This is a genomic window from Enterobacter sp. Crenshaw (assembly GCF_024734705.1).
GTDB lineage: Bacteria > Pseudomonadota > Gammaproteobacteria > Enterobacterales > Enterobacteriaceae > Enterobacter > Enterobacter asburiae_B.
Genome location: NZ_CP102932.1, coordinates 3,362,839 through 3,388,708, shown reverse-complemented (window position 1 = coordinate 3,388,708; position 25,870 = coordinate 3,362,839). Strand labels below are relative to the sequence as shown.

The 25,870-nt window shown below is 58.1% G+C and carries 22 protein-coding genes; 13 read left to right on the top strand and 9 right to left on the bottom strand.

Features of this window, described 5'->3' with window-relative positions:
* Positions 1–84 precede the first annotated feature (84 nt).
* The 4 genes from purC to ypfH all read left to right on the top strand — a co-directional run bounded on the left by purC (position 85) and on the right by ypfH (position 4,503).
* Positions 85–798: a phosphoribosylaminoimidazolesuccinocarboxamide synthase gene (purC, locus tag NWV12_RS16105; RefSeq protein ID WP_032659350.1), complete on the top strand. Its 714-nt coding sequence runs from the start codon at positions 85–87 to the stop codon at positions 796–798.
* Positions 799–918: 120 nt separating this feature from the next.
* Positions 919–1,788: a neutral zinc metallopeptidase gene (locus NWV12_RS16100; RefSeq protein ID WP_047060716.1), complete on the top strand. Its 870-nt coding sequence runs from the start codon at positions 919–921 to the stop codon at positions 1,786–1,788.
* Positions 1,788–3,734, top strand: a complete 1,947-nt coding sequence (locus NWV12_RS16095; protein ID WP_048978867.1) for a tRNA(Met) cytidine acetyltransferase TmcA — start codon at positions 1,788–1,790, stop codon at positions 3,732–3,734. The genes NWV12_RS16100 and NWV12_RS16095 overlap by 1 nt, the downstream gene beginning before the upstream one ends.
* 73 nt (positions 3,735–3,807) lie before the next feature.
* The gene (gene ypfH / locus NWV12_RS16090; RefSeq protein ID WP_048978868.1) at positions 3,808–4,503 is read left to right on the top strand and encodes an esterase; all 696 of its coding nucleotides are present in this window, start codon (positions 3,808–3,810) and stop codon (positions 4,501–4,503) included.
* A gap of 38 nt (positions 4,504–4,541) precedes the next feature.
* Here ypfH and NWV12_RS16085 read toward each other — a convergent pair whose 3' ends face one another.
* Genes NWV12_RS16085 through NWV12_RS16075 form a run of 3 tightly spaced genes read right to left on the bottom strand, consistent with a single transcriptional unit; the run spans position 4,542 to position 6,252 of the window.
* Positions 4,542–4,739 carry a YpfN family protein gene (locus tag NWV12_RS16085; RefSeq protein WP_048978869.1) on the bottom strand — a complete coding sequence of 66 codons (198 nt, stop codon included), beginning with the start codon at positions 4,737–4,739 and terminating at the stop codon, positions 4,542–4,544.
* A gap of 24 nt (positions 4,740–4,763) precedes the next feature.
* The gene (gene dapE, locus NWV12_RS16080; RefSeq protein WP_039263709.1) at positions 4,764–5,891 is read right to left on the bottom strand and encodes a succinyl-diaminopimelate desuccinylase; all 1,128 of its coding nucleotides are present in this window, start codon (positions 5,889–5,891) and stop codon (positions 4,764–4,766) included.
* Positions 5,892–5,901: 10 nt separating this feature from the next.
* Positions 5,902–6,252, bottom strand: a complete 351-nt coding sequence (locus tag NWV12_RS16075; RefSeq protein ID WP_033146164.1) for an ArsC family reductase — start codon at positions 6,250–6,252, stop codon at positions 5,902–5,904.
* Between the two features lie 386 nt (positions 6,253–6,638).
* On the opposite strand from NWV12_RS16075, the gene ypfM reads away from it, so the two are divergent.
* Positions 6,639–6,698: a protein YpfM gene (gene ypfM, locus NWV12_RS16070; RefSeq protein WP_015572204.1), complete on the top strand. Its 60-nt coding sequence runs from the start codon at positions 6,639–6,641 to the stop codon at positions 6,696–6,698.
* Positions 6,699–6,807: 109 nt separating this feature from the next.
* Here ypfM and acrD read toward each other — a convergent pair whose 3' ends face one another.
* Positions 6,808–9,921 (bottom strand): multidrug efflux RND transporter permease AcrD, encoded by a 3,114-nt coding sequence (gene acrD / locus NWV12_RS16065; protein WP_045888589.1) that lies wholly within the window; start codon positions 9,919–9,921, stop codon positions 6,808–6,810.
* Between the two features lie 142 nt (positions 9,922–10,063).
* Positions 10,064–11,758, bottom strand: coding sequence for a nitrate/nitrite two-component system sensor histidine kinase NarQ (gene narQ, locus NWV12_RS16060; protein WP_048978870.1), 1,695 nt, complete (start codon positions 11,756–11,758; stop codon positions 10,064–10,066).
* 152 nt (positions 11,759–11,910) lie between these two features.
* Here narQ and aegA point away from each other — a divergent pair, with 152 nt between their 5' ends.
* From aegA to NWV12_RS16045, 3 genes are all read left to right on the top strand, one after another.
* Positions 11,911–13,887 carry a formate-dependent uric acid utilization protein AegA gene (gene aegA, locus NWV12_RS16055; protein ID WP_048978871.1) on the top strand — a complete coding sequence of 659 codons (1,977 nt, stop codon included), beginning with the start codon at positions 11,911–11,913 and terminating at the stop codon, positions 13,885–13,887.
* A 66-nt stretch (positions 13,888–13,953) separates the two neighbouring features.
* Positions 13,954–14,547 carry a GDP-mannose pyrophosphatase NudK gene (gene nudK, locus NWV12_RS16050; protein WP_023308745.1) on the top strand — a complete coding sequence of 198 codons (594 nt, stop codon included), beginning with the start codon at positions 13,954–13,956 and terminating at the stop codon, positions 14,545–14,547.
* A gap of 101 nt (positions 14,548–14,648) precedes the next feature.
* Positions 14,649–15,692 (top strand): DUF1176 domain-containing protein, encoded by a 1,044-nt coding sequence (locus tag NWV12_RS16045; RefSeq protein ID WP_048978872.1) that lies wholly within the window; start codon positions 14,649–14,651, stop codon positions 15,690–15,692.
* Positions 15,693–15,696: 4 nt separating this feature from the next.
* Here the strand turns inward: NWV12_RS16045 and tkt are convergent, their stop codons facing one another.
* Together tkt and tal are read right to left on the bottom strand one after the other, a co-directional pair.
* The gene (gene tkt, locus NWV12_RS16040) at positions 15,697–17,685 is read right to left on the bottom strand and encodes a transketolase (protein WP_048978873.1); all 1,989 of its coding nucleotides are present in this window, start codon (positions 17,683–17,685) and stop codon (positions 15,697–15,699) included.
* 19 nt (positions 17,686–17,704) lie between these two features.
* On the bottom strand, positions 17,705–18,655 hold the full coding sequence (gene tal, locus NWV12_RS16035) for a transaldolase (protein WP_033146157.1): 951 nt from the start codon (positions 18,653–18,655) through the stop codon (positions 17,705–17,707).
* A 289-nt stretch (positions 18,656–18,944) separates the two neighbouring features.
* Between tal and maeB the strand changes: the two genes are divergently transcribed.
* Positions 18,945–21,224, top strand: coding sequence for an NADP-dependent oxaloacetate-decarboxylating malate dehydrogenase (gene maeB, locus NWV12_RS16030; RefSeq protein ID WP_023308741.1), 2,280 nt, complete (start codon positions 18,945–18,947; stop codon positions 21,222–21,224).
* A gap of 47 nt (positions 21,225–21,271) precedes the next feature.
* Here maeB and hemF read toward each other — a convergent pair whose 3' ends face one another.
* Both hemF and amiA read right to left on the bottom strand, forming a co-directional pair.
* The gene (gene hemF, locus NWV12_RS16025) at positions 21,272–22,171 is read right to left on the bottom strand and encodes an oxygen-dependent coproporphyrinogen oxidase (protein WP_029739984.1); all 900 of its coding nucleotides are present in this window, start codon (positions 22,169–22,171) and stop codon (positions 21,272–21,274) included.
* Entirely contained in the window at positions 22,171–23,046 is an 876-nt protein-coding gene (gene amiA, locus NWV12_RS16020) for an N-acetylmuramoyl-L-alanine amidase AmiA (protein ID WP_023308739.1), read from the bottom strand. Before amiA ends, hemF begins: the two co-directional genes overlap by 1 nt.
* 212 nt (positions 23,047–23,258) lie before the next feature.
* Here amiA and NWV12_RS16015 point away from each other — a divergent pair, with 212 nt between their 5' ends.
* The 4 genes from NWV12_RS16015 (at position 23,259) to NWV12_RS16000 (ending at position 25,751) form a co-directional block, all read left to right on the top strand.
* The gene (locus NWV12_RS16015) at positions 23,259–23,684 is read left to right on the top strand and encodes a GNAT family acetyltransferase (protein WP_023308738.1); all 426 of its coding nucleotides are present in this window, start codon (positions 23,259–23,261) and stop codon (positions 23,682–23,684) included.
* Positions 23,671–24,120: a DUF2919 domain-containing protein gene (locus NWV12_RS16010; RefSeq protein ID WP_029739985.1), complete on the top strand. Its 450-nt coding sequence runs from the start codon at positions 23,671–23,673 to the stop codon at positions 24,118–24,120. Before NWV12_RS16015 ends, NWV12_RS16010 begins: the two co-directional genes overlap by 14 nt.
* 63 nt (positions 24,121–24,183) lie before the next feature.
* On the top strand, positions 24,184–24,759 hold the full coding sequence (locus tag NWV12_RS16005) for an RpoE-regulated lipoprotein (protein ID WP_048978874.1): 576 nt from the start codon (positions 24,184–24,186) through the stop codon (positions 24,757–24,759).
* A 92-nt stretch (positions 24,760–24,851) separates the two neighbouring features.
* Entirely contained in the window at positions 24,852–25,751 is a 900-nt protein-coding gene (locus tag NWV12_RS16000) for a Dyp-type peroxidase (RefSeq protein ID WP_033146154.1), read from the top strand.
* Positions 25,752–25,870: the final 119 nt, after the last annotated feature.

Genomic DNA, 25,870 nt, shown 5'->3' with positions numbered 1-25,870 from the left:
TTTTTATTTTAGTGCTACGCAAACGTGTGCGTGGCATAATATCCCCAGTTTTGAACACAAATCATCACACCAGGAGTAATGAAGATGCAGAAGCAAGCTGAGTTGTATCGTGGCAAAGCGAAGACCGTATACAGCACGGAAAACCCGGATCTGTTGGTGCTCGAGTTCCGCAATGATACGTCAGCAGGGGATGGCGCACGCATTGAGCAGTTCGATCGTAAAGGCATGGTGAACAACAAGTTCAACCACTTCATTATGACCAAACTGGCCGAAGCGGGCATCCCGACCCAGATGGAAGCGTTGCTGTCCGATACGGAATGTCTGGTGAAAAAACTGGATATGGTTCCGGTTGAGTGCGTTATTCGTAACCGTGCGGCGGGCTCCCTGGTGAAGCGTCTGGGCATTGAAGAAGGTATCGAACTGAATCCACCGCTGTTCGACCTGTTCCTGAAAAACGATGCCATGCACGACCCGATGGTCAACGAATCCTACTGCGAAACCTTCGGCTGGGTGAACCAGGAGAACCTGGCGCGCATGAAAGAGCTGACCTACAAAGCCAACGACGTGCTGAAAAAACTGTTTGATGACGCGGGTCTGATCCTCGTCGACTTCAAGCTGGAGTTTGGTCTGTTCAAAGGCGAAGTGGTGCTGGGCGATGAGTTCTCACCAGACGGTAGCCGCCTGTGGGATAAAGAAACCCTGGATAAAATGGACAAAGACCGTTTCCGTCAGAGCCTGGGTGGCCTGATTGAAGCGTACGAAGCGGTTGCTCACCGTTTAGGCGTTAAGCTCGACTAACTCCCTCACTTGCCAAAGGATGTTCCCATCCTTTGGCGTCTTACCTTTGTTTCCTATGGTAATCTTGCCGTTAACCGCCTACGATCATAGCTATTATAAATGGAATAGTTCGAGGTGGTTATGCGCTGGCAAGGGCGTCGTGAAAGTGACAATGTAGAAGACAGACGCAGTGATGGCGGCGGCGGTCCTTCAATGGGAGGACCAGGCTTCCGGTTACCCAGCGGCAAGGGCGGTATCATCCTGCTGATTGTCGTGCTGGTTGCGGGGTATTACGGCGTTGACCTCACCGGGTTGATGACCGGTCAGCCTCTGCAGCAGCAGGAGCATTCTCAGCGCTCCATCAGCCCGAATGAAGATGAAGCGGCCAAATTTACCTCCGTTATTCTCGCCACAACAGAAGACACCTGGAGTCAGCTGTTTGAGAAGATGGGGCGTACCTACCAGCAGCCGAAGCTGGTGATGTACCGGGGGGCAACCCGCACCGGATGCGGTACCGGGCAATCTGTGATGGGGCCGTTCTACTGCCCGGCAGACGGCACCGTCTATATCGATCTCTCTTTTTACGATGACATGAAACGCAAGCTTGGCGCTGACGGTGATTTTGCCCAGGGCTACGTGATTGCGCATGAAGTCGGCCATCACGTGCAAAAACTGCTGGGAATTGAGCCCAAAGTGCGCCAGCTCCAGCAAAATGCGTCTCAGGCTGACGTGAACCGCCTTTCCGTTAAAATGGAGCTGCAGGCGGACTGCTTCGCGGGCGTCTGGGGCCACAGCATGCAGCAGCAGGGCGTGCTGGAATCCGGCGATCTTGAAGAGGCGTTAAATGCCGCTCAGGCTATTGGTGATGACCGCCTTCAGCAGCAGAGCCAGGGGCGCGTCGTGCCGGACAGCTTCACTCACGGTACTTCACAGCAGCGCTATAGCTGGTTCAAACGCGGCTTCGACAGCGGCGATCCGGCGCAGTGTAATACCTTCGGCAAAGCGATGTAATGCTGGAGTTTGAACAGCTGATAAGCGAGCTTGAGCGCACCGGCCATCGTCGGCTGGTGGTGCTCAGCGGTGAGGCGCAGTGGACGTTAACCCAGGCGCTGACCCTGCGTGACGCCTTGCCCGGAGACTGGGTAAGGCTTGACGAACACCCTTCAAAAGCCATCGGCGGCCTGCTGGGACGCGAGTACCGGCACGCCGTTTTTGACGCCAGCGCCGGGTTTGATGTCGCCGCATTTGCCGCCCTGAGCGGAACGCTGAGCGCCGGAAGCCTTCTGGTGCTGCGGGTTCCGCCGCTCGATGCGTGGCCCGGGTTGCCTGACAGCGATTCACTGCGCTGGAGCGACAGCGCCGAAGCGATAGCCACGCCGCATTTTGTCCACCATTTCTGCCGGACGATTGCCGCCGATCCCGACGCGATTGTCTGGCTTCAGGGCCGCGCGTTATCCCTTCCGCCTTTACCCGACGCGCCAGACTGGCAGCCTGCCAGCGGCGCCCCGCAGCGCGAGCAGGCTGAGATCCTGGATGTGCTGCAGGGGATGTCGGGTGGCATCGTGGCCGTCACCGCCGCGCGCGGGCGCGGAAAATCAGCCCTGGCGGGCATGCTGCTGAACCGCATTGCGGGCAGCGCCGTGGTTACCGCGCCGTCGAAGGGGGCGACGGATATCATCGCCCGCTTTGCCGGAGAGCGTTTTCATTTTATGGCCCCGGACGCGCTGCTTGCCTCTTCACGCCAGGCTGACTGGCTCATTGTCGATGAAGCCGCTGCGATCCCCGGTCCGCTGCTGGAAAAGTTAGCAGTCCGTTTCCCTCGCGTGCTGTTGACCACCACGGTGCAGGGATATGAGGGGACGGGCCGGGGATTCTTGCTTAAATTCTGCGGTCGGTTTGCCGGGCTGCAGCGCTACAGCTTATCTACACCGGTACGCTGGGCTGCGGGCTGCCCGCTTGAGCGGGTTGTTGCCAGCGCGCTGCTGTTTGACGATACGCTGATTGACCGACGCCCGGAAGGGGAGGTGCGTTTAACGTCCCTGACGCCGACGGCATGGGAAAGCCGCCCGGCGCTTGCAGCGAGCGTATACGAGCTTCTCTGCGCGGCGCATTATCGCACCTCGCCGCTCGATTTACGCCGCATGATGGACGCGCCCGGGCAGCAGTTTGCCGTTGCCGAAACGGACCCGGATATCGCCGGGGCGCTCTGGCTGGTTGAGGAGGGCGGGCTCTCCCCTGAGCTTAGCCGCGCCGTATGGGCAGGATACCGGCGTCCGCGCGGTAACCTGGTGGCGCAGTCTCTGGCGGCGCACGGCGGCTCTCCGCTGGCGGCGACGCTCAGAGGACGACGGGTCACCCGCATTGCCGTACATCCTCACCGTCAGCGGGAAGGGATTGGCCAGGCGCTTGTTCGCGGCGCCAGGGGCGAAGACTATCTGTCGGTGAGCTTTGGTTATGCCGATGAGCTGTGGCGTTTCTGGCAGCAATGTGGGTTTGTGCTGGTGAGGATGGGCAGCCATCGTGAAGCCAGCAGCGGCTGCTACACCGCGATGGCGTTGCGGCCGCAGAGCGAGGCCGGGCGTCAGCTGTGCGAGCAGGCGCAGCAGCGTCTGAAGCGCGATGCGCGGGTGTTATCGGCTTGGAACGGTGAAAAGATCCCCGTGGAAGACGGCTGGGAAGCTACCCTTAATAATGACGACTGGCTGGAGCTGGCGGGGTTTGCTTTTGCGCATCGGGCGTTTTCAACCTCGGTTGCCGCACTGACGCGGCTGTTGTTAACCGTGGACATGCCGCTTCCGGCCCTGCGTGGGAAAATGGAAGGGAAAGTGGAAGACGTCGGGCGAAAAGCCTTGCTGGCAACGTTGCGGAATGAAACCGCGCAAGCGATTGAAAGTCTTGACTATCCGCGCTGCCAGCAGCTGAAAGAAGATATTTTGCAATGGCAATTTTTTCAATGACTTCTTCAGTAAAGTGGCATGGTCATTCACGTCCGGAGGCGTAGAATCCAGGTCATCTATTAAGGAGACCACCATGAAACACGACCATTTTGTTGTTCAAGGCCCTGACAAACCGGCTAAACAGTTACTGCTTCTGTTTCATGGCGTTGGCGATAATGCCGTCAATATGGGTCAGATTGGCAGCTGGTTTGCGCCCGTTTTTCCGGAGGCATTGATTGTCAGCATCGGTGGCGTAGAGCCATGTGGTCCGAACGGACGCCAGTGGTTCTCTGTTCAGGGCGTGACGGAAGAGAATCGTCAGGCTCGCATCGACGCCATCATGCCCACCTTTATCGACATCGTCCGCTACTGGCAGCAGCAGAGCGGCGTGGGTGCTGACGCGACCGCGCTGATAGGCTTCTCGCAGGGGTCAATCATGTCGCTGGAAAGCGTAAAAGCGCAGCCGGGTCTGGCGTCACGCGTCATTGCGTTTAACGGCCGTTTTGCGACGTTACCGACAAGCGCGACCACGCAGACCACGATCCACCTGATCCACGGTGGCGAAGACCGGGTGATTGAGCTATCGCATGCGGTTGCCGCTCAGGAAGCGCTGATTCGCGAAGGTGGGGACGTGACGCTGGATATTGTTGACGATCTGGGCCACGCGATTGACGACCGTAGCATGCAGTTCGCGCTCGATCGTTTGCGCTATACCGTACCAAAGCACTACTTTGATGAAGCGCTCAGCGGCGGCAAGCCGGATAACGATGATATTGTAGAGTTTATGTGAGGTTTCCCCCTCTCCCGGGGAGAGGGGAAACTTAACGATTACTTCTTCTGGTCCTTCTTCGACCAGTCGTCGTCATCGTCCCACTTGTCGTTAAAATCACGGTGCGGGGGAAGATCCGGTTTGTTGGCGAGAAATTTTTTATGGTCAACGCGCTTAAGATCTTTAATCACGTTCAGCAGTACGCCAACCAGAAAAACTAACACCAGAATCCACCAGTACTTTGAAAGCCAATCCATTCGCTATTCCTCTCAGAGCGTTCGTCAGGCGACGAGTTGCTCCATAATACGTTGATACATACGGGCCAGCAGTTGCAAATCTGCCGCATTGACACACTCATTGATTTTATGAATGGTTGCGTTCACTGGACCCAGTTCGACAACCTGGGCGCCCATACGGGCGATAAAGCGTCCGTCTGAGGTGCCACCCGTTGTCAGCAGCTGTGGCTTAATTTCATTATAGTGCTCGATGGCGTTCACCACCGCATCCACCAGCTTACCGCGCTGCGTCAGGAACGGCTGGCCGGAAAGCCACCACTCCACGGTGTAGCGCAGGTGATATTTTTCCAGCAGCGCGATAACGCGCGCCTTGATCATCTCATCGGTCAGTTCGGTGCTGAAGCGGAAGTTAAACTGGACGAAGTAATCACCCGGGATCACGTTATTGCTGCCGGTCCCGGCCTTGACGTTCGCAATCTGCATGCTGGTTGGCGGAAAGAATTCGTTGCCTTTATCCCACTCGATGCCCACCAGTTCGCTCAGCATTGGCGCAGCGCGATGGACCGGGTTATCGGCCAGATGCGGGTATGCAACGTGCCCCTGAACGCCGTGAATGGTCAGGTTACAGGTCAGCGAGCCGCGGCGCCCATTTTTGACAACATCACCCACCACTTCGGTACTGGACGGCTCACCGACCAGGCAGTAGTCGAGACGCTCGTTACGCGCCATCAGCGCTTCAACAACCTTCACGGTGCCGTTATGGGCGCTGGCTTCTTCGTCGGAGGTGATTAAAAACGCCAGACGGTTTTTGTGGTTTGGATGCTGAGCCACAAAGCGCTCTGCCGCCACGACCATCGCCGCCAGGGAGCCTTTCATGTCTGCCGCGCCGCGACCAAACAGCATGCCGTCGCGGATGGTCGGTTCAAACGGCGGGTTGATCCAGCGATCCGCGTCACCGGCGGGAACGACGTCAGTATGCCCGGCAAAGGCCAGCGTTTCGCCCTGTCCGCGCCACGCCCAGAAGTTCTGGGTATCGCCAAAATCCATGCGTTCAACGGTAAAACCGATGGCACGCAGGCGCTCAATCATAAGTGCCTGACAACCTGCGTCGTCCGGGCTAAGGGAAGGACGGCGAATAAGCTGCTGAGTCAGCTCAATGACCGGGCATGACATAAACTACACCTCAACGAAAAAAGTCGGAATAAAGGGTTTCACTGAAACCCAGCAGCATAGGCTGCCCTGGCGCGCAGAGCAATGGGCGTTTGATAATTGCCGGCATGTCGAGCATCAGTTTTGCCGCGCTGTCGGCGTTGTTGATGCTGGCGCGCAGAGATTCGTCCAGCTTACGCCAGGTGGTGCCGCGGGTGTTCAGCAGGGCTTCCCACCCCAGCTCGCCGATCGCGCTATGCAGAAATTCTGCATCAAGCCCATCGGCTCGGTAATCGTGGAAACGGTACTCCACGCCGTTTGCTTCCAGCCAGCGACGGGCTTTTTTGATGGTGTCGCAATTTTTAATGCCGTACATCACAACCATGGTGAATCCTTTTGACCTAATGATGATTAAATGTTCAGTAAATTCGAAGATATATCCTTAAGTGGAATATAACACATTCAGGAGTCGTCTGGATTTACTCTTCTTCTTAATTCAACTCACATCTGTACGCTGAATATTCTTTCACCCTTAAGCATAGATGTCCATAAAGTTTAAATTTCGAATAAACTCAGCGGGTAAAATAAAACTCACCCGTTCGGAGGGTTATTTCAAAATATTGCCAGCCGTCACAAAAAATTGAGGCCTCTCCGTTCATATTTATCATAAATCCCCGCAGGACGTGGGGTACAATCACAGCAATTGGTTAAATAGTCTTCACAATGATGGTCCGTTTTTGTAGAATGCGCATAATAATAAGAGAGGTTGTTATGATTGAACGTGAACTGGGGAACTGGAAAGATTTTATCGAAGGCATGCTTCGTAAATGACATTCAGTAAGAATTGCAAGAGCACTAAAATAAGTAAAATAACCATAGTGTGAATTAATCACACAATAAAAAGGCGGCCGATAAAGCCGCCTTTTTTTATTTCAATCACTTACTCAGCCCGTTCCTTTAGCGGGAAGCGACGACGCACCAGCACAAAGAACAACGGCACGAAGTAAATGGCCAGGACGGTGGCCGAAATCATGCCGCCCATCACCCCCGTCCCGACGGCATGCTGGCTGCTGGAGCCTGCGCCCGTACTGGTTGCCATCGGCAGTACGCCAAAGACAAACGCCAGCGACGTCATCAGGATCGGGCGTAAGCGCTGACGGCAGGCGTGCAGCGTGGCGGCCATCAGCTCGTGGCCTTTGGCATTCATCTCGTTGGCAAATTCAACGATCAGAATGGCGTTTTTTGCCGATAGCCCAATCACGGTGAGCAGACCCACCTGGAAGTAAACATCGTTCTCGAGGCCGCGCATCCAGGTCGCCAGCAGCGCACCGATGACGCCAAGCGGCACGACCAGCATGACGGAGAACGGGACTGACCAGCTTTCATACAGTGCGGCTAGGCAGAGGAAGACCACCAGCAGAGAGAGCGCGTAAAGCGCGGGAGCCTGTGCCCCGGAGAGACGCTCCTGGTAGGACATGGCCGTCCACTCCAGACCAAAACCGGCGGGCAGCTGCTGGACCAGTTTTTCCATGGTATCCATAGCGGTACCGGTACTGACGCCCGGCGCGGCTTCCCCGACGATTTCAACCGCAGAGTAGCCGTTATAGCGCTCCAGACGCGGCGAACCGCTCTCCCAGTGCGAGGTGGCAAACGCGGAGAACGGCACCATGCCGCCAGCGTTATTCCTGACAAACCAGCGGTTTATATCATCCGGCAGCATGCGGAACGGCGCGGCGGACTGGACATACACTTTTTTCACGCGGCCGCGATCCATAAAGTCATTCACATAGCTCGAGCCCCACGCCGTCTGCAGGGTGTCGTTGATATCGTTGATCGACACGCCCAGCGCCTGCGCCTTACGCTGATCGATATCCACCTGGAGCTGCGGGCTGTCGTCAAGACCGTTATGGCGAACGCGGGTCAGGCCAGGATCGTTGCCCGCCAGCGCTAACAGCTTATCGCGTGCCGCCATCAGCGCCGTGTGGCCCGCGCCGGCGTGATCCTGCAGCTCCATATCAAACCCGGCGGAACTGCCCAGACCGCTTATCGCCGGCGGGCTGCTGGCGAAGACGCGCGCCTCTTTAATGTGCGCAAAGGCTTTGGTCGCACGTTCAATAATGGCAAATGACGTTCCCGTTCGGGTATCGCGCTCGTCCCAGTCCTTCAGGCGGACGAACATGCGGGCGACGTTCTGCCCGTTTCCGCCCGGGCCAGAGCCCACGGTGGAGAAGACCGACACAACGTTGTCTTTCTCTTTGGTGAAGAAGTACTGCTCCACTTTCTGGACCACTTTCAGCGTCTGCTGCTGCGTTGCGCCGCTCGGGAGCTGCACCGAGGTGGTGAACATGCCGCGGTCTTCCATCGGCAGAAAAGAGGTGGGGAGATGCATAAACAGCCAGACCATGCCGCCCAGCAGCACAACGTAAATCATCATCCAGCGCAGGCTGCGATGGAGCACGCCACCGACGGCAGATTCATACCGCGCGGCATTGCGGTTGAACATCCGGTTAAACCAGCCGAAGAACCCTTTTTGCCCGTGCTGCTCCCCTTTGTGCAGCGGTTTCAGAATGGTGGCGCACAGCGCAGGGGTGAGGATCAGCGCCACCAGCACGGAGAGCACCATCGCCGAGACGATGGTTATTGAGAACTGACGGTAAATCGCCCCGGTGGTGCCGCCAAAGAAGGCCATCGGGATAAAGACGGCCGACAGCACCATCGCGATACCGACCAGCGCCCCCTGAATTTGCCCCATGGATTTGCGCGTCGCCTGGCGCGGGGAGAGTCCTTCTTCGCTCATGATGCGTTCGACGTTTTCAACCACCACGATGGCATCATCCACCAGAAGGCCAATCGCCAGCACCATCGCAAACATCGTCAGGGTGTTAATGCTGTACCCGAACGCGTAAAGCACCGCAAAGGTCCCCAGCAGCACCACGGGGACGGCAATGGTTGGGATCAGCGTCGCGCGGAAGTTTTGCAGGAACAGGTACATCACCAGGAATACCAGCGCGATGGCTTCCAGCAGGGTCTTCACCACGTCCTCGATCGACGCTTTAACGAAGGAGGTGGTTTCATAGGCGACTTTGTACTCCAGCCCGTGCGGGAAATACTGTGAAAGTTCGTCCAGACGGTCTAACACCAGTTTTGCCGTGGCCATTTCGTTTGCGCCGGACGCAAGCTTTATCCCCAGACCGGAGGCCTGATTGCCGTTAAAGCGGCTCAGGTAGTCATATTTTTCCGCCCCCATTTCCACAGTGGCGACATCGCCCAGACGCACTTCCGACCCATCCTGATTCACGCGCAGGGTGATGTTGCGGAACTGGTCCGGCGTCTGCAGCAGGGATTGCGAATTGATGGTGGCGTTCAGGGCCTGCTTATCGACGGACGGCGTTCCCCCCAGCTGCCCCACCGCAATCTGGGCGTTCTGGGCCTTGATGGCATTCGTCACGTCGGTTGCCGTCATCTGGACGCTGTTTAGCTTGTTGGGATCGAGCCAGATGCGCATAGAGTATTGTGAGCCATAGGCGTCGATATCCCCGACGCCGTTGATACGGCTGATGGGATCCTGAATATTACTGGCGACGTAGTCCGCAATGTCCTGTTTATCCATCGAGCCATCTGTCGAGACAAACGCGATGGTTAAAATGTTGGTATCACCGGTTTTACGCACGGTCACGCCCTGATTCTGCACCGCCTGGGGCAGCTTGCGCATGGCCGACTGCAGCTGGTTTTGCACCTGCTGCACCGCTTCGTCCGGGTCCGTGCCCGCCTTAAAGCTCAGGGTAACCGTCGCCTGGCCCGTGGCGCTACTTTGTGAGGACATGTACATCAGGTTATCCAGACCCGTCATGTTCTGCTCGATAACCTGCGTCACGGTGTTTTCCAGCGTTTGAGCGGAAGCGCCGGGGTAGTTTGCCGTTACGCGCACGTTAGGCGGTGCCAGATCGGGGTATTGCTCAACAGGAAGTGAAGTAATCGCCAGGACACCTGTCAGACACAACAGGATGGCAAGCACCCAGGCAAAAATGGGGCGATCGATGAAAAAATTCGCCATGAAAGAGTGACCTCGTTTTGCTGCACGTCATTATTGTTTATTGCCCGCATAACTTTAGCGGTAAGGCTCAGGTCAAACGTGGAGAAATAAAGGAGATAATGTAAATTATCATGCGCTTTTTCCTGCGCGTCCTCCTTTACCGTTATTTACCCGTTAACGGCGCGGGCGCCGGGAACGTCACGCTGACCAGCGTGCCGCCGTTTTGCGGCTGCGAGAAGTGCAGCATTCCGCCGAGCCGTTGCGCGCGTTCGCGCATAATGTTCAGGCCGTAGTGTCCCGGCGGCTCGCTGGCTTCGCCAATCCCGATGCCGTTATCGCGAATGCTGACGCTGTGCGTACCGTCCACGGCGGTCACGCAGCTGACGGTGATCTCGCTGGCCTGCGCGTGCTTAATGGCGTTCAGCACGGCCTCACGCACGATCTGCAGCAAATGCACCTGCTTTTGCGCGTCCAGCGCCAGCGAGGAGAGGCGGCAGTCGAGATGCAGCTTCGCCTGCGTCTGGCTCTGCAGGACGTCGAGGGACTCCTGCAGCGCCGCGGGTAAGTTCGCGTGGTTCAGCGTCAGGCGGAAGGTGGTAAGCAGCTCGCGCAGCTGCTGCCAGGCATTGTTCAGCTCGCGGGAGAAGTCGGTGATAATGGTCTGCGCCGGGGTATTTTCCTCGGGCACGGCGCGTTTGAGCAGCGCAAGCTGAATGCGCAGATACGACAGCACCTGCGCCAGCGAATCGTGCAGCTCGCGTGCAATGGTGGCGCGCTCTTCCATCAGCAGCAGCTGCTGGTAATGTTTTTGCGCCTGGTTAAAGTACAGCCCGCGCCCGAGCATGGTCGCCACGCTTCTCATCAGCGGAAGGGGGACGCTGTCCGTCTCGCTTTGCCAGCGCAGCTCGCCGTAAAGGGTGTCCTGCATCAGTACCGGCAGGTGCTGCAGAGGAATGCCATGTGACTCCGTCCCTTCAGACAGCCGCCAGTCGTCGCTGGTGCGCAGTTCGAGATAATTCATCTGCGTATAGTCATGGACAATCTGCAGGATATGCCGAAAGCAGTGGCTGTCTATCTGGCCGGTATTCAGCGCCTGAGAGCATTTGAACAGCATGTCGAGCTGCTGGTGGGCTTCATGCAGATGCCGAGTCTTTTCCGCGACCGAGGCCTCGAGCGAACGGTAGAGCGTAGCCAGCTCGGCGGACATGTGGTTGAAGGCGCGGGAGAGTTGGCCCAGCTCGTTCGGCAGGGCGGTATCGGGCGCCGGGGTTGCAAATTCCCCTCGCTCAACCCGTTCGCTGGCCGCCACCAGATTGTTAAGCGGCAACACCACCTGGCGACGGATGCGTCGCAGCGTAAACAGCGTCAGCAGCAGGATCCCGAGAGCGCCCGCCAGCGAGAGCAGGGTCACCGTCTGGATTTTATGTTCGGTGTAGTGCTGAAGGGCGAGCACAAAGGCATCAATGCGGCCGACAAAATCCTCAATGTGGGTTTGATACCACGCGCTGTCGCCGCGGGCGATGCGCGCATCCATCTCCAGCCAGGCTACGTGCAGCTGCTGGTAGCGCGCTTTAACATCGTCCGGGACGTACCAGCGGTTCAGCTTCTGCAGGGCAGGCGCGCTCAGCGTCCGTTGCCAGCTGTCGCGATGCGCGGCAAGGGCATGGCTGTTGCGCTGCATCTCGTAGCCCAGACGATAGCTCTGCATGCGCAGCGAACCCGCGATATTAATGGCTTCGGCGTCACGCTGGCTGCTGGCTAGCGTCAGCAGCGCGACGGTACTGGTCAGCACCGATAAGGCAATTATCGAAAAGAAAGCCCAGGCAAGGCTTCCGGAAACGGGTCGTTTAACGGTCACAGAACGGCTCTCTGAATAAAATTGATCTGCTACAGGTTCACTGTAAATAATTCGGCATTCCGGGCATTTGAACATTGCCCGATCGCGCCGTGATGCGTAAATACCTTATTCATACAAAGAATAAGGTTATTGAACCAAAAACAGGTGTGGTTATGAATCGTTTTATTATGGCTAACAGCCAGCAGTGCATCGGGTGTCGTGCCTGCGAAGTGGCCTGCGTGATGGCGCACAACGATGAGCAGCACGTCCTGAGCGAGCGCCATTTTCATCCCCGCATTACGGTCCTGAGGTCCGGCGAGAAGAGTAGCCCCGTCACCTGCCATCACTGTGAAAATGCGCCCTGCGCGCAAAGCTGCCCGAACGGCGCCATCAGCAAATGCGATGACAGCGTACAGGTGAATCAACAAAAATGCATCGGCTGTAAGGCTTGCGTGGTGGCCTGCCCGTTTGGCACGATGGAGATTATCGTCACCCCGCTCGACAGCGGCGGCGTGAAGGCCTCGGCGAATAAATGCGATCTCTGTCTGACGCGGCCACACGGCCCGGCCTGTATCGAAAATTGCCCGGCAGATGTCCTCTCACTGGCGACGCCTGCTGTCCTTGATACTCTGGCGAAATCGCGCCGCCAGCGCACGGCCTGCCTGGAGGCGCAGCCCTGGCACGCGGAAGCCGTCAGAGAAGACGCTTCGCGCACCAAACTGCATCAGATGCAAACAACCCCGCCACGCGGCGAGCCCGACAAGCTGGCTGCCGCAGAACGCGTGAGCCATTTTAACGAAATTTACCTGCCGTTCCGGGACGAGCAGGCCGCCCGCGAGGCGTCGCGCTGCCTGAAATGCGGAGAGCACAGCATTTGCGAATGGACCTGCCCGCTGCATAACCACATCCCGCAGTGGATCGAGCGCCTCAACGCGGGGGATATCGCCGGCGCGGTCGAGCTTTCACATCAGACCAACTGTTTACCTGAAATTACCGGCCGCGTCTGTCCGCAGGACCGATTATGCGAGGGTGCCTGCACAATACGTGAAGAGGCGGGATCCGTGACCATCGGTAACATTGAGCGCTATATCTCCGATCGGGCGCTGGCGATGGGCTGGCGGCCAGATATGTCCGCCGTCACGCCGACAGGTAAACGTGTTGCGATCGTCGGCGCGGGCCCCGCCGGGCTGGCGTGCGCCGACGTGCTGGCGCGCAGCGGCGCGAGTGTGACGGTCTATGACCGGCATCCGGAAATTGGCGGATTGCTGACCTTTGGCATCCCGGCATTCAAGCTGGACAAATCGCTGCTCGCGCGGCGCAGAGAGATATTTACCGCGATGGGGATCTGCTTCGAGCTGAACTGCGAGGTGGGCCAGGACGTGTCGATGTCGCAGTTAAAGCACGAGTACGACGCCCTGTTTATTGGCGTGGGAACCTACCGCTCGATGAAGGCGAGTATCCCGCACGAGGACGCGCCTGGGGTCTATGACGCGCTGCCTTTCCTTGTAGGTAACACGCTGCACGTTATGGGGCTGGAGTCGACGGCCAGCGAACCGTTTATCGACACCCATGGCTTAAACGTGGTGGTGCTTGGCGGGGGCGATACCGCGATGGACTGCGTCCGCACCGCGTTACGCCACGGCGCGGCAAAGGTGACCTGCGCCTATCGTCGGGATGAGGCCAATATGCCTGGCTCGAAGAAAGAGGTGAAGAACGCCCGAGAAGAGGGTGCGGCGTTTGAATTTAACGTCCAGCCGGTTGAGCTGACGCTGGATCCGAACGGTAAGATCAACGGTATCCGGATGCTGCGTACCGAGCTCGGTGAACCGGACGCGCAGGGACGGCGTCGACCGGTTCCCGTGGCGGGCAGCGAGTTCGTGATGGCGGCTGATGCGGTCATCATGGCGTTTGGTTTTAACCCGCACGCGATGCCGTGGCTGCAGGCGCAGGGTGTCGAAACGGACGACCGGGGGCGGATCGTTGCCTCCGTCGAGAGCCGCTACCGTTACCAGACGACTAACCCACAAATCTTCGCCGGGGGCGATGCGGTACGCGGCGCGGATCTGGTGGTGACCGCAATGGCGGAAGGGCGTCATGCGGCGCAGGGGATACTCGACTGGCTTGGGGTTAACGCGCCAAATCATCATTAAACCGGCGGGCGACAAAGCGGGATTCACGGCGTAGTATAAGACGACTCATTGTGTTGTGGAGCCCGTATGACCCTGAAAATTGACGTTATCAAAGACAAAATTCTCTCTGAAAACTACTTTGTCCTGCGTAACATCACCTATGATCTTACGCGTAACAACGGTGAGGTGATCCGCCACAAACGCGAGGTTTACGACCGCGGCAACGGGGCAACCATTCTGCTCTATAACCGTGAAAAGCAGAGCGTGGTGCTGATCCGTCAGTTCAGGGTGGCGACATGGGTTAATGGCAACCCTGACGGACGTCTGATTGAAACCTGCGCGGGCCTGCTCGATGATGATGAGCCGGAAGTTTGTATCCGCAAAGAGGCCGTGGAAGAGACCGGCTTCGAAGTGGGCGAGGTCAAAAAGGTCTTCGAGCTGTTTATGTCGCCGGGCGGCGTAACGGAAATTGTGCATTTCTTCATTGCGGAATACAGCGACGCGCAGCGCACTCACCGGGGCGGTGGCGTGGAGGATGAAGATATCGAAGTGCTGGAGCTTCCTTTTGCCCGGGCGCTGGAGATGATGCGTTCAGGCGAAATCAGGGATGGTAAAGCGGTGATATTACTGCAGTATTTACAGACAACCGGGCTGATGAACACCACTTTCGAACGGATATAGCCTGTTTTTCGGGTATATCTGATAAATCCGATTGAGCAACCCCGGCGGGAACACGAAGATACTGCCCAGTTAAGCGTTTTCGTTCCGGGATTGTGTCATTCATGCGCTACAGCGTCTTTTTGTTTTACCTGTTTTGTGTGCTCCTCGCGCCGCAGGTGCGGGCTGCACCTGCCCAGCAAGCCTTCTCCGACTGGCAGGTAACTTGCAATAACCAGAATTTTTGCCTCGCACGCAACACGGGTGAACACCGTGGTCTGGTCATGACGCTCACCCGTAGCGCCGGGGCGAAAACGGACGCCACGCTGCGTATCGATCTCGGCGGCCTTGATACGCCCTCGGTAAAAGAGCCAGAGATTGCCCCCCGGCTGCTGCTGGATAACGTTCCCCTGAAGCTGGACAAACAGCGCTGGCAGCTCACGCCCTGGCATCTTAAAACGGACGATGCGGCTACCATCACCGCCTTTCTGAAAAACATCCAGGAAGGGAAGGCCCTGACCCTGCGCGACGGTAAGCAGGTTATTTCGCTGAGCGGTCTGAAAGCCGCGCTGCTGTTCATTGATGCGCAGCAAAAGCGCGTCGGCAGTGAAACCGCGTGGATCAAGAAAGGTGACGATCCGCCGTTAAGCGTTCCGCCTGCTCCTGCCCTTAAAAAGGTGGCGGTCGTCAACCCGACCCCGACGCCGCTCTCCCACGCCGAACTGAACGACCTGCTGGATTATGGCACCGGGCGGATGAACACCAGCCAGTGCTCGCTGGATCCTAACCGCCGGGAAGTACGCGTCACCGCGTTAACCGATGACAAAGCGCTGCTGATCGTCAGCTGCGAGGCGGGGGCCTATAACACGGTCGATCTGGCGTGGCTGGTATCGCGTAAAAAACCGTTCACCGCGCGCAGCGTCAGGCTGCGTCTGCCGTTTACGCCGTCAGGCGACGGGAGCGAAATGGAGTTGATGAACGCCAGCTTCGATGAAAAGACGCGCGAGCTGACAACGCTCGCGCTGGGGCGCGGTTTGGGCGATTGCGGGATCCAGACGCGCTGGCGTTTTGACGGCCAGCGCTTCCGCCTGGTGCGCTACGCCGAGGAGCCCAGCTGCGACAACTGGAACGGGCCAGATGCCTGGCCCACGCTGTGGATCACGCGGTAAAACACTACAGTACGCTCAGCGCCTTCTCCACCACGTTCTCAACGGTAAAGCCGAAGTACGGGAACAGCTTATCGGCAGGGGCGGACTCGCCGTAGCCCCGCATGCCGACAATCGCCCCTTTGAGCCCGACATATTTGTACCAGTAGTCGGCAATACCGGCTTCCACCGCTACGCGAGCCGCGACGCTGGACGGCAGGACCGATTCCCGGTACGCCTCGTCCTGGGCGTCAAAAATATCCGTTGAGGGCAGGGACACCACGCGCACCGCGTGTCCTTCGGCAGTCAGTTTCTCCGCCGCTTTCACCGTGATTTCCACCTCGGACCCGGTCGCAATCAGGATCACGTCCGGCTTGCCGCCGCTGTCCTTCAGGATGTAGCCGCCGCGGGCGATGTTTTTCACCTGCTCCGGGGTTCGCTCAATCTGCGCCAGGTTCTGGCGTGACAGGATCAGTGCCGTTGGGCCATTGTGGCGTTCTACCGCCAGCTTCCAGCCCACCGCCGCTTCGACCTGATCGCACGGACGCCAGGTGCTGAAGTTGGGCGTCAGGCGCAGGCTCGCCAGCTGTTCAACCGCCTGGTGCGTAGGCCCGTCTTCCCCCAGCCCGATGGAGTCGTGGGTGTAGACCATAATCTGCCGCGCCTTCATTAAGGCCGCCATGCGCGCCGCGTTACGGGCGTACTCGACGAACATCAGGAAGGTGGCGGTGTACGGCACAAACCCGCCGTGATGGGCGATGCCGTTGGCAATCGCGGTCATCCCAAACTCGCGCACGCCGTAGTGGATGTAGTTCCCGGCAATGTCCTCTTTCAGCGATTTCGAGCCCGACCAGATGGTCAGGTTGCTGGGCGCCAGATCCGCCGAGCCGCCGAGCAGTTCGGGCAGAAGAGGGCCGATTGCGTTCAGGGTATTTTGCGACGCCTTGCGGGTGGCGATTTTCGCCGGGTTGGACTGCAGGTTTTCAATCAGCGCCTGGGTTCTATCGTCCCAGTCCTCCGGCAGGCCACCGCTCATGCGGCGGGAAAACTCGGCGGCGAGATCCGGGTGCGCTTTTTTGTAGGCGGCAAACTTCTCGTTCCAGGACTGCTGGGCCTTTTCACCCGCCTCACGGGCATCCCAGGCTCTGTAGATCTCTTTCGGGATCTCAAACGGTGGATGTTTCCACCCCAGCTTTTGCCGGGTCAGCGCGACTTCCTCCTCGCCCAGCGCCGCGCCGTGCGCCTCCTCTTTGCCCGCCTTATTCGGCGAGCCGAAGCCGATGACCGTGCGGCAGATAATCAGGGACGGTTTATCCTTCACGCTCTGCGCTTCCTGAATCGCTTTTTTCACCGCCTCAGGATCGTGACCGTCGATCTCGTGCACCACGTGCCAGTGGTAGGCTTCAAAGCGTTTTGCCGTGTCGTCGGTAAACCAGCCTTCGGTCTCCCCGTCGATGGAGATGCCGTTGTGATCGTAGAAGCCAATCAGCTTGCCGAGCCCCAGCGTGCCCGCCAGGGAGCAGACCTCATGGGAGATCCCCTCCATCAGACAGCCGTCGCCCATAAACACGTAGGTGTAGTGGTCGACAATCTCGTGGTCCGGCTGGTTAAACTGTGCCGCCAGCGTGCGTTCAGCAATCGCCAGCCCGACCGCATTGGCCAGCCCCTGACCGAGTGGTCCGGTCGTCGTTTCCACCCCCGGGGTATAGCCAATTTCCGGGTGCCCCGGCGTTTTGGAGTGCAGCTGGCGGAAGTTTTTCAACTCCTCAAGCGGCAGATCGTAGCCGGAAAGGTGCAGCAGGCTGTAGAGCAGCATTGAGGCGTGACCGTTGGAGAGAATAAAGCGGTCGCGATCGTACCAGGTCGGGTCATTGGGGTTGTGCTTCAGAAAGTCGTTCCACAGCACTTCGGCAATATCAGCCATGCCCATCGGCGCGCCGGGGTGGCCGGAATTGGCTTTTTGCACGGCATCCATGCTGAGGGCGCGAATGGCATTGGCTAGCTCTTTACGGGACATAGTTCACTCCGTGGCAAGGTTAAAGTTTGGCGGCGAGAAGATCTTCAAGTTTGCGCTGGTCGACGGCGAACTGGCGGATGCCGTCCGCCAGTTTTTCCACGGCCATGGCGTCCTGATTGTGCTCCCAGCGGAATTCCGCTTCGGTCATGGCTTTCGGTTTTGGCAGAACGGTGGAGGTCGGCACCAGCTTGCGGATCACCGTTTCTTCTTTGTCCTGGAGCTCCTGGAGCAGGTTAGGGGAGATGGTCAGACGGTCGCAGCCTGCCAGGGCGAGGATCTGCTCGGTACGGCGGAAGCTGGCCCCCATCACGATGGTTTCATAGCGGTGCTGTTTGTAGTAGTCGTAGATATTACGGACCGATTTCACGCCCGGATCCTCATCCACCACGTACGGATCCATCGGCTGTTTCGCCTGATACCAGTCGTAGATGCGCCCGACAAACGGCGAGACGAGGAACACGCCCGCTTCAGCGCAGGCGCGCGCCTGGGCAAACGAGAACAGCAGGGTCAGGTTGCAGTGGATGCCTTCTTTTTCCAGCACCTCTGCCGCACGGATGCCTTCCCAGGTGGAGGCCAGCTTGATCAGAATGCGTGATTTATCGATCCCCTGCTCCTCGTACAGTTCCACCAGGCGACGCGCCTTATTAATGCTCTTTTCTTTATCGAACGAGAGGCGGGCGTCGACTTCGGTCGAGACGCGGCCCGGGATGCTTTTAAGAATTTCCGCACCAAAATTAACCGCCAGCTTATCGCTGGCTTCGGCGACCTGCTGCTCCTGCGTTTTCCCGCGCTGTTTACCGTAGGCAATGGCGTCATCAATCAGATGGCTAAAATGGGCAAGCCCGGCCGCTTTGAGCAGCAGCGAAGGGTTGGTGGTCGCGTCTTCCGGCTGATAGTGGCGAATCGACTCGATATCGCCGCTGTCTGCAACAACGGTGGTGAATTTTTTGATGCCGTCTAGCTGGTTCATAAATGATTACTCCTTGGAAATAAAAGAGTTAGATGAGTGCGTTAGTTCACACTTCTGGAAAAATCATGATGGACTTAACAAAAAAGCATAGCAGACGGGGGAGGCATTGCTTTTGAGACGGGTAACATGGCTGTTATAAATTGATAACAATTTTTAATGTGTGATGGTGAGAGTTTGGCTGCCTTCAAAGTTTAGGAGGCGGCCTGAGGCGATACTAGGCGGCACACCAGGGTGTGCATCAGGATCGCTTACGTCACCCTTTTGACCGATACGTGAAAGGAAAAATAAGATGGATGAGCAGTTGAAACAGAGTGCCCTCGATTTTCACGAGTTCCCTGTCCCGGGCAAAATCCAGGTCTCCCCAACCAAGCCGCTGGCAACCCAGCGCGATCTGGCGCTGGCCTATTCGCCGGGCGTCGCAGCCCCGTGTCTGGAAATCGAAAAAGACCCGCTGGCGGCCTACAAATACACCGCGCGCGGCAACCTTGTCGCCGTGATCTCTAACGGCACGGCGGTGCTGGGGCTGGGCAACATTGGCGCGCTGGCCGGTAAGCCGGTGATGGAAGGGAAGGGGGTGCTGTTCAAGAAATTCGCCGGTATCGACGTGTTCGATATCGAGGTGGACGAACTCGATCCTGACAAATTCATCAACGTGGTGGCCGCGCTGGAGCCGACCTTCGGCGGGATTAACCTGGAAGACATCAAAGCGCCGGAATGTTTCTATATCGAGCAGAAGCTGCGCGAGCGTATGAACATTCCCGTGTTCCATGATGACCAGCACGGAACCGCGATTATCAGCACCGCCGCGATTCTCAACGGCCTGCGCGTGGTAGAGAAAAATCTCTCCGACGTGCGCATGGTGGTCTCTGGCGCAGGCGCCGCGGCCATCGCCTGTATGAACCTGCTGGTGGCGCTGGGTATGCAGAAACATAACATTGTGGTCTGCGACTCCAAGGGCGTTATCTATAAAGACCGCGAGCCGAACATGGCTGAAACCAAAGCGGCGTACGCGGTCGACGACGACGGTAAACGCACCCTGGACGACGTGATTGACGGCGCGGATATCTTCCTCGGCTGCTCCGGTCCGAAAGTGTTGACCCAGGAGATGGTGAAGAAGATGGCGCGTGCGCCAATGATCCTGGCCCTGGCGAACCCGGAACCGGAAATCCTGCCGCCGCTGGCGAAAGCGGTGCGTGAAGACGCCATCATCTGTACCGGCCGTTCGGACTACCCGAACCAGGTCAACAACGTGCTCTGCTTCCCGTTCATCTTCCGCGGCGCGCTGGACGTCGGCGCAACGGCGATCAACGAAGAGATGAAGCTTGCCGCCGTTCACGCCATCGCGGAGCTGGCGCACGCCGAGCAGAGCGAAGTGGTTGCGTCCGCGTACGGCGATCAGGATCTGAGCTTCGGCCCGGACTACATCATTCCCAAACCGTTCGACCCGCGTCTGATTGTTAAAATTGCGCCAGCCGTTGCCAAAGCGGCGATGGACTCCGGCGTGGCGACGCGTCCGATTCATGATTTCGACGCTTACGTCGATAAGCTCACCGAGTTCGTCTATAAAACGAACCTCTTCATGAAGCCGATCTTCTCTCAGGCCCGCGCCGACGCGAAGCGCGTGGTGCTGGCGGAAGGGGAAGAGGCGCGCGTGCTGCACGCCACCCAGGAGCTGATCACCTTAGGCCTGGCGAAGCCGATCCTGATTGGTCGTCCGAGCGTGATTGAAATGCGTATCCAGAAGCTGGGCCTGCAGATTAAGCCGGGCGTCGACTTCGAGATCGTTAACAACGAATCCGATCCGCGCTTCAAAGAGTACTGGAGCGAATACTACGCGATCATGAAGCGCCGGGGGATCACCCAGGAGCAGGCGCAGAAAGCGGTGATCAGCAACACGACGGTGATCGGCGCGATCATGGTGCATCGCGGCGAGGCGGACGCGCTGATCTGCGGCACCATCGGCGATTACCACGAGCACTTTAGCGTGGTGCAGGAGATCTTCGGCTATCGCGACGGCGTCCATACCGCCGGGGCGATGAACGCGCTGCTGCTGCCGAGCGGCAACACCTTTATTGCCGATACCTACGTTAACGACGATCCGACCCCGGACGAGCTGGCGGAGATCACCGTGATGGCCGCCGAGACCGTCCGTCGCTTTGGCATCGAGCCGAAGGTGGCGCTGCTGTCGCACTCTAACTTTGGTTCGTCTAAATCAGCGGCGGCGTGCAAAATGCGCCAGACGCTGGAGCTGGTGCGCGAGCGTGCGCCGGAGCTGATGATTGACGGGGAGATGCACGGCGACGCCGCGCTGGTGGAGAGCATCCGTAACGAACGTATGCCGGACAGCCCGCTGAAGGGATCGGCCAACATACTGATTATGCCTAACGTGGAAGCGGCGCGTATCAGCTACAACCTGCTGCGCGTCTCCAGCTCTGAAGGGGTGACCGTAGGGCCGGTACTGATGGGCGTGGCGAAACCGGTGCACGTGTTAACGCCGATTGCCTCTGTGCGTCGTATCGTGAACATGGTGGCGCTGGCGGTGGTTGAGGCGCAGACGCAGCCGCTGTAATTTTTACCCTCACCCTAACCCTCTCCCAAAGGGAGAGGGGATAAGGGCTACACCCAGTCCCGAACCTGAATAAACTCACGCAAGGCAGCCTCCGGGCTGCCTTCTTTTGGCTCGTAGCAGTACTCCCAGCGTACCAGCGGCGGCATCGACATCAGAATCGACTCCGTGCGCCCGCCGGTCTGCAGGCCGAACAGCGTCCCGCGATCCCACACTAGGTTGAACTCCACGTAGCGCCCGCGGCGGTAAAGCTGGAACTCGCGCTCGCGCACGCCGTAGTCGGTATTTTTACGGCGCTCGACAATCGGCAGATAAGCGTCGGTATAGCCTTCGCCTACCGCGCGCATAAAGCTGAACGCGGTATCAAAATCAGGCGTGTTGAGATCGTCAAAGAACAGCCCGCCGATGCCGCGCTGCTCGTCGCGGTGCTTCAGGTAAAAGTAGTCATCGCACCACTTTTTAAATTTCGGGTAGACGTCTTCGCCAAACGGCAGGCAAAGATCCCGCGCGGTGGTGTGCCAGTGCACGGCATCTTCTTCGAAGCCGTAGTATGGCGTTAAATCGAAACCGCCGCCGAACCACCAGACCGGGTCGGCGCCCGGTTTTTCCGCAATGAAAAAGCGCACGTTGGCGTGGCTCGTCGGCACGAACGGGTTGTGCGGGTGCACTACCAGCGAAACGCCCATCGCCTCGAAGCTACGGCCCGCCAGTTCAGGACGATGCGCCGTCGCAGATGCGGGCATGGCGTCGCCGTGAACGTGGGAAAAATTCACGCCTGCCTGTTCGAAGATGCCGCCGTTACGCAGCACCCGGCTGCGCCCGCCGCCCCCGGCCTCGCGCTGCCAGTTATCTTCCTGAAATTCACCGCCGTCTGCGGCAGCCAGTTTCTGGCAGATCTCATCCTGCAGCTGCAGCAGGAAGGTTTTGACCAGTTGAGCATCGGGTTTCATCAACGTTTCCTGGAGTGCGCTTTTTGGTTATCGAACCAGTTGAAGTAACTGATAATGCCGGAGGCGATAGCGTTGGCGATCTTCTGACGAAACGCCGTGGTGCCGAGGAGCCGCTCTTCTTCAGGGTTGGTAATGAAGGATGTTTCCACCAGCACGGACGGAATGGACGGTGATTTCAGGACCACGAACGCCGCCTGCTCGGTGCCTTTGCTGTGCAGACGATGCACCGGCTTAATTTTCTTCAGAATATGCGAGCCGAGCGTCAGGCTGTTTTTAATCGTATCCGTCTGCACGAGGTCGAACAGCACCTGCTGAAGCAGGTGATCTTTGTCGGTGGCTTTTTTCCCGGCGACTTCATCCGCGCGGTTTTCGCGGTCGGAAAGGTATTTTGCCATGGCGCTACTGGCGCCACGGTTAGAGAGTGCAAACACCGAGGCGCCGGCCGCAGAAGGGTTGGTAAAGCCGTCGGCGTGAATCGACATAAACAGATCCGCACCGTGCTGGTGGGCGATCTCAACGCGGTCATACAGCGGAATAAAGGTGTCGCCAGAGCGCGTCAGACGGGCGTCAATGCCGTTGCTGCGTAAAATTGCGCGCACGTTTTTTGCAATTGCCAGCACGACGTGTTTTTCTTTCGACCCGTTTTTACCGATGGCGCCGGTATCAATACCGCCGTGGCCCGGATCGAGCATCACCAGACGCTTCGCGCCCGGCTTTTTAGTTTTCGGTTTGCTGTGTCCGTTACTGGTTTTGAGCGTGCTCTCGTCTTTCGCCTGAGCCTGCTTTGCGATGCCCGTTAACGTTAAGGCCGCCAGCCCCGCTTTGAGAACCTGACGACGCGATGTGAGTGCTTTTAATGGTTTGAATGTGCTCATGCGGCCTGAATACTAAAAAATGGGGTCCTGGTGTTATATCGTATCGTGTTTCCCGTTACGACAGTCCATGTTGAGAATTGTTTTACTTTTCATTTCAATACGTGACAAAGTGACATTATGCCAAATTTTGGCGAGATTTTCCCCGGTTATTGGCGAAAGGCGAGCTTCGCGCCATAATCACTGTTTTTAAACCCGAAAAGGCGGTTAATACCATGGAGATACGCGTTTTTCGCCAGGAAGATTTCGAAGAGGTGATCACCCTTTGGGAGCGCTGCGATCTGCTGCGTCCGTGGAACGATCCGGAAATGGATATCGAACGTAAGGTGAATCACGACGTCAGTCTGTTTTTGGTCGCGGAAGTCAATGGCGAGGTTGTGGGGACGGTCATGGGCGGTTACGACGGCCACCGCGGCTCGGCCTATTATCTGGGCGTCCACCCGGAATACCGTGGCCGCGGCATCGCCAATGCGCTGCTGAACCGGCTCGAGAAGAAGCTGATCGCCCGCGGCTGCCCGAAAATCCAGATCATGGTGCGGGAAGATAACGACGTGGTGCTGGGCATGTATGAGCGTCTGGGCTACGAGCATTCCGACGTGCTGAGTTTAGGAAAGCGTCTGATCGAAGATGAAGAGTACTGAGATCCACCCGGCAGACTATGACGCGCAGGGCCGCGTCAGGCTGCCCTTTTTATTCTGGTGCGTTTTGCTGCTCCAGGCCCGCACCTGGGTGCTGTTTGTAATGGCCGGAGCGTCGCGCGGGCAGGGCGATACGCTGCTGAATCTCTTCTATCCCGATCACGATGCATTCTGGATCGGATTACTGCCGGGCATTCCGGCCGTACTGGCTTTTTTGGTCAGCGGACGGCGGCATTTGATACCACGTTTTTGGCGCGCGCTTCGCTGGCTGCTGATCCTCGCCCAGGTTGCGCTGCTCTTCTGGCAGCCGGTACTCTGGTGGTACGGTGAGCCGCTGACGGGCACCGGCGTTGCGCTGGTGGTTGCCGATATTGTGGCGCTGCTGTGGCTGCTGACCAACCCGCGTCTTCGCGCCTGTTTTGCGCATCAGGATGATTAATCCGGCACTTTTTGCCGATGTCGCACTCCAACAAGCGTTGATTTAACAAGAAAGGACGTTTCAATGAAATCGCTGCGTTTACTTTTATGCGCTCTCCCGCTGGCGTTGACCGGCTGTTCGACGCTCTCCTCCATTAACTGGTCCGCCGCGTATCCGTGGAACTGGTTTGGCTCATCAACGGAAGTGACCGAGCAGGGCGTGGGGAAAATTACCGCCGCGACGTCGCTGGATCATGACGCTATTCAGGATGCGCTCAGCAGCGATTACCGCCTGCGCAGCGGCATGAAAACGGAGAATGGCAATATTGTTCGCTATTACGAAGCGCTGAAGGGCGACAAGCTGGCGCTGGTGATTAACGGTGACAAAGGCACAGTAAACCGAATTGCTGTGATGGATGAAGATATTCCGACGGCGAGCGGTGTGAAGGTGGGTACGCCGTTCAGCGAGCTTTATAAGCAGGCCTTTGGCAACTGCACCAGCCTGCCGTCTGACGACAAGGTCGCGGTGGAATGTAAGGCTGAAGGCAGCCAGCACATCAGCTATGTCTTCACCGGAACCTGGAGCGGCCCGGAAGGTCTGATGCCGTCCGACGACACGCTCAGGAGCTGGAAAGTGAGCAAAATACTCTGGAAGCAGTAATTTGCGCCTGAACAAACCGCCTCGCTGAAATCCGGGTATAATAGCCGCCATCAATGCCACGCTGACGTGGCATCTTTATTTCAGGAGGAGCGATGTCTCAGGTTCAGAGTGGCATTTTGCCAGAACATTGCCGCGCGGCGATTTGGATTGAAGCCAATGTTAAAGGGGACGTGGATGCCCTGCGTGCGGCCGGTAAAGCGTTTGTTGATAAGCTGGCCACCTTCCAGGCCAAATTCCCGGAAGCGCACCTCGGCGCCGTTGTTGCCTTTGGCAATAACGTCTGGCGTCAGCTGAGCGGTGGCGAAGGGGCGGAAGAGCTAAAAGACTTCATCCCTTACGGCAAAGGTCTGGCTCCGGCAACCCAGTACGACGTGCTGATCCACATTCTCTCCCTGCGTCACGACGTGAACTTCTCCGTTGCCCAGGCGGCAGTAGCGGCCTTTGGCGACAGCATTGAGGTGCAGGAAGAGGTTCACGGCTTCCGCTGGGTGGAAGAGCGCGATCTGAGCGGCTTCGTCGACGGCACCGAAAACCCGGCGGGTGAAGAGACGCGTCGTGAAGTCGCGGTAATCAAAGACGGCGTGGACGCGGGCGGCAGCTACGTGTTCGTGCAGCGCTGGGAGCACAACCTCAAGCAGCTTAACCGCATGAGCGTGCACGACCAGGAGATGATGATTGGCCGCACTAAAGAAGCCAACGAAGAGATCGACGGCGACGACCGTCCTGTAACCTCTCACCTGACCCGCGTTGACCTCAAAGAAGACGGCAAAGGGCTGAAGATTGTCCGCCAGAGCCTGCCTTACGGCACGGCAAGCGGCACGCACGGCCTCTACTTCTGCGCGTACTGCGCGCGCCTGTATAACATTGAGCAGCAGCTGCTGAGCATGTTCGGTGATACCGACGGCAAGCGCGACGCCATGTTGCGCTTCACCAAACCGGTGACCGGCGGCTACTACTTTGCGCCGTCCGTTGAGCGTCTGCTGGCGCTGTAATGTCCTTTCTCCCTCTCCCTGTGGGAGAGGGCCGGGGTGAGGGCATCAGGCCTTCCCCTTATTCCCTTTTCTGCTTCTAAATCACCAAACGGTATATAAAACCGTTACTCCTTTCATCC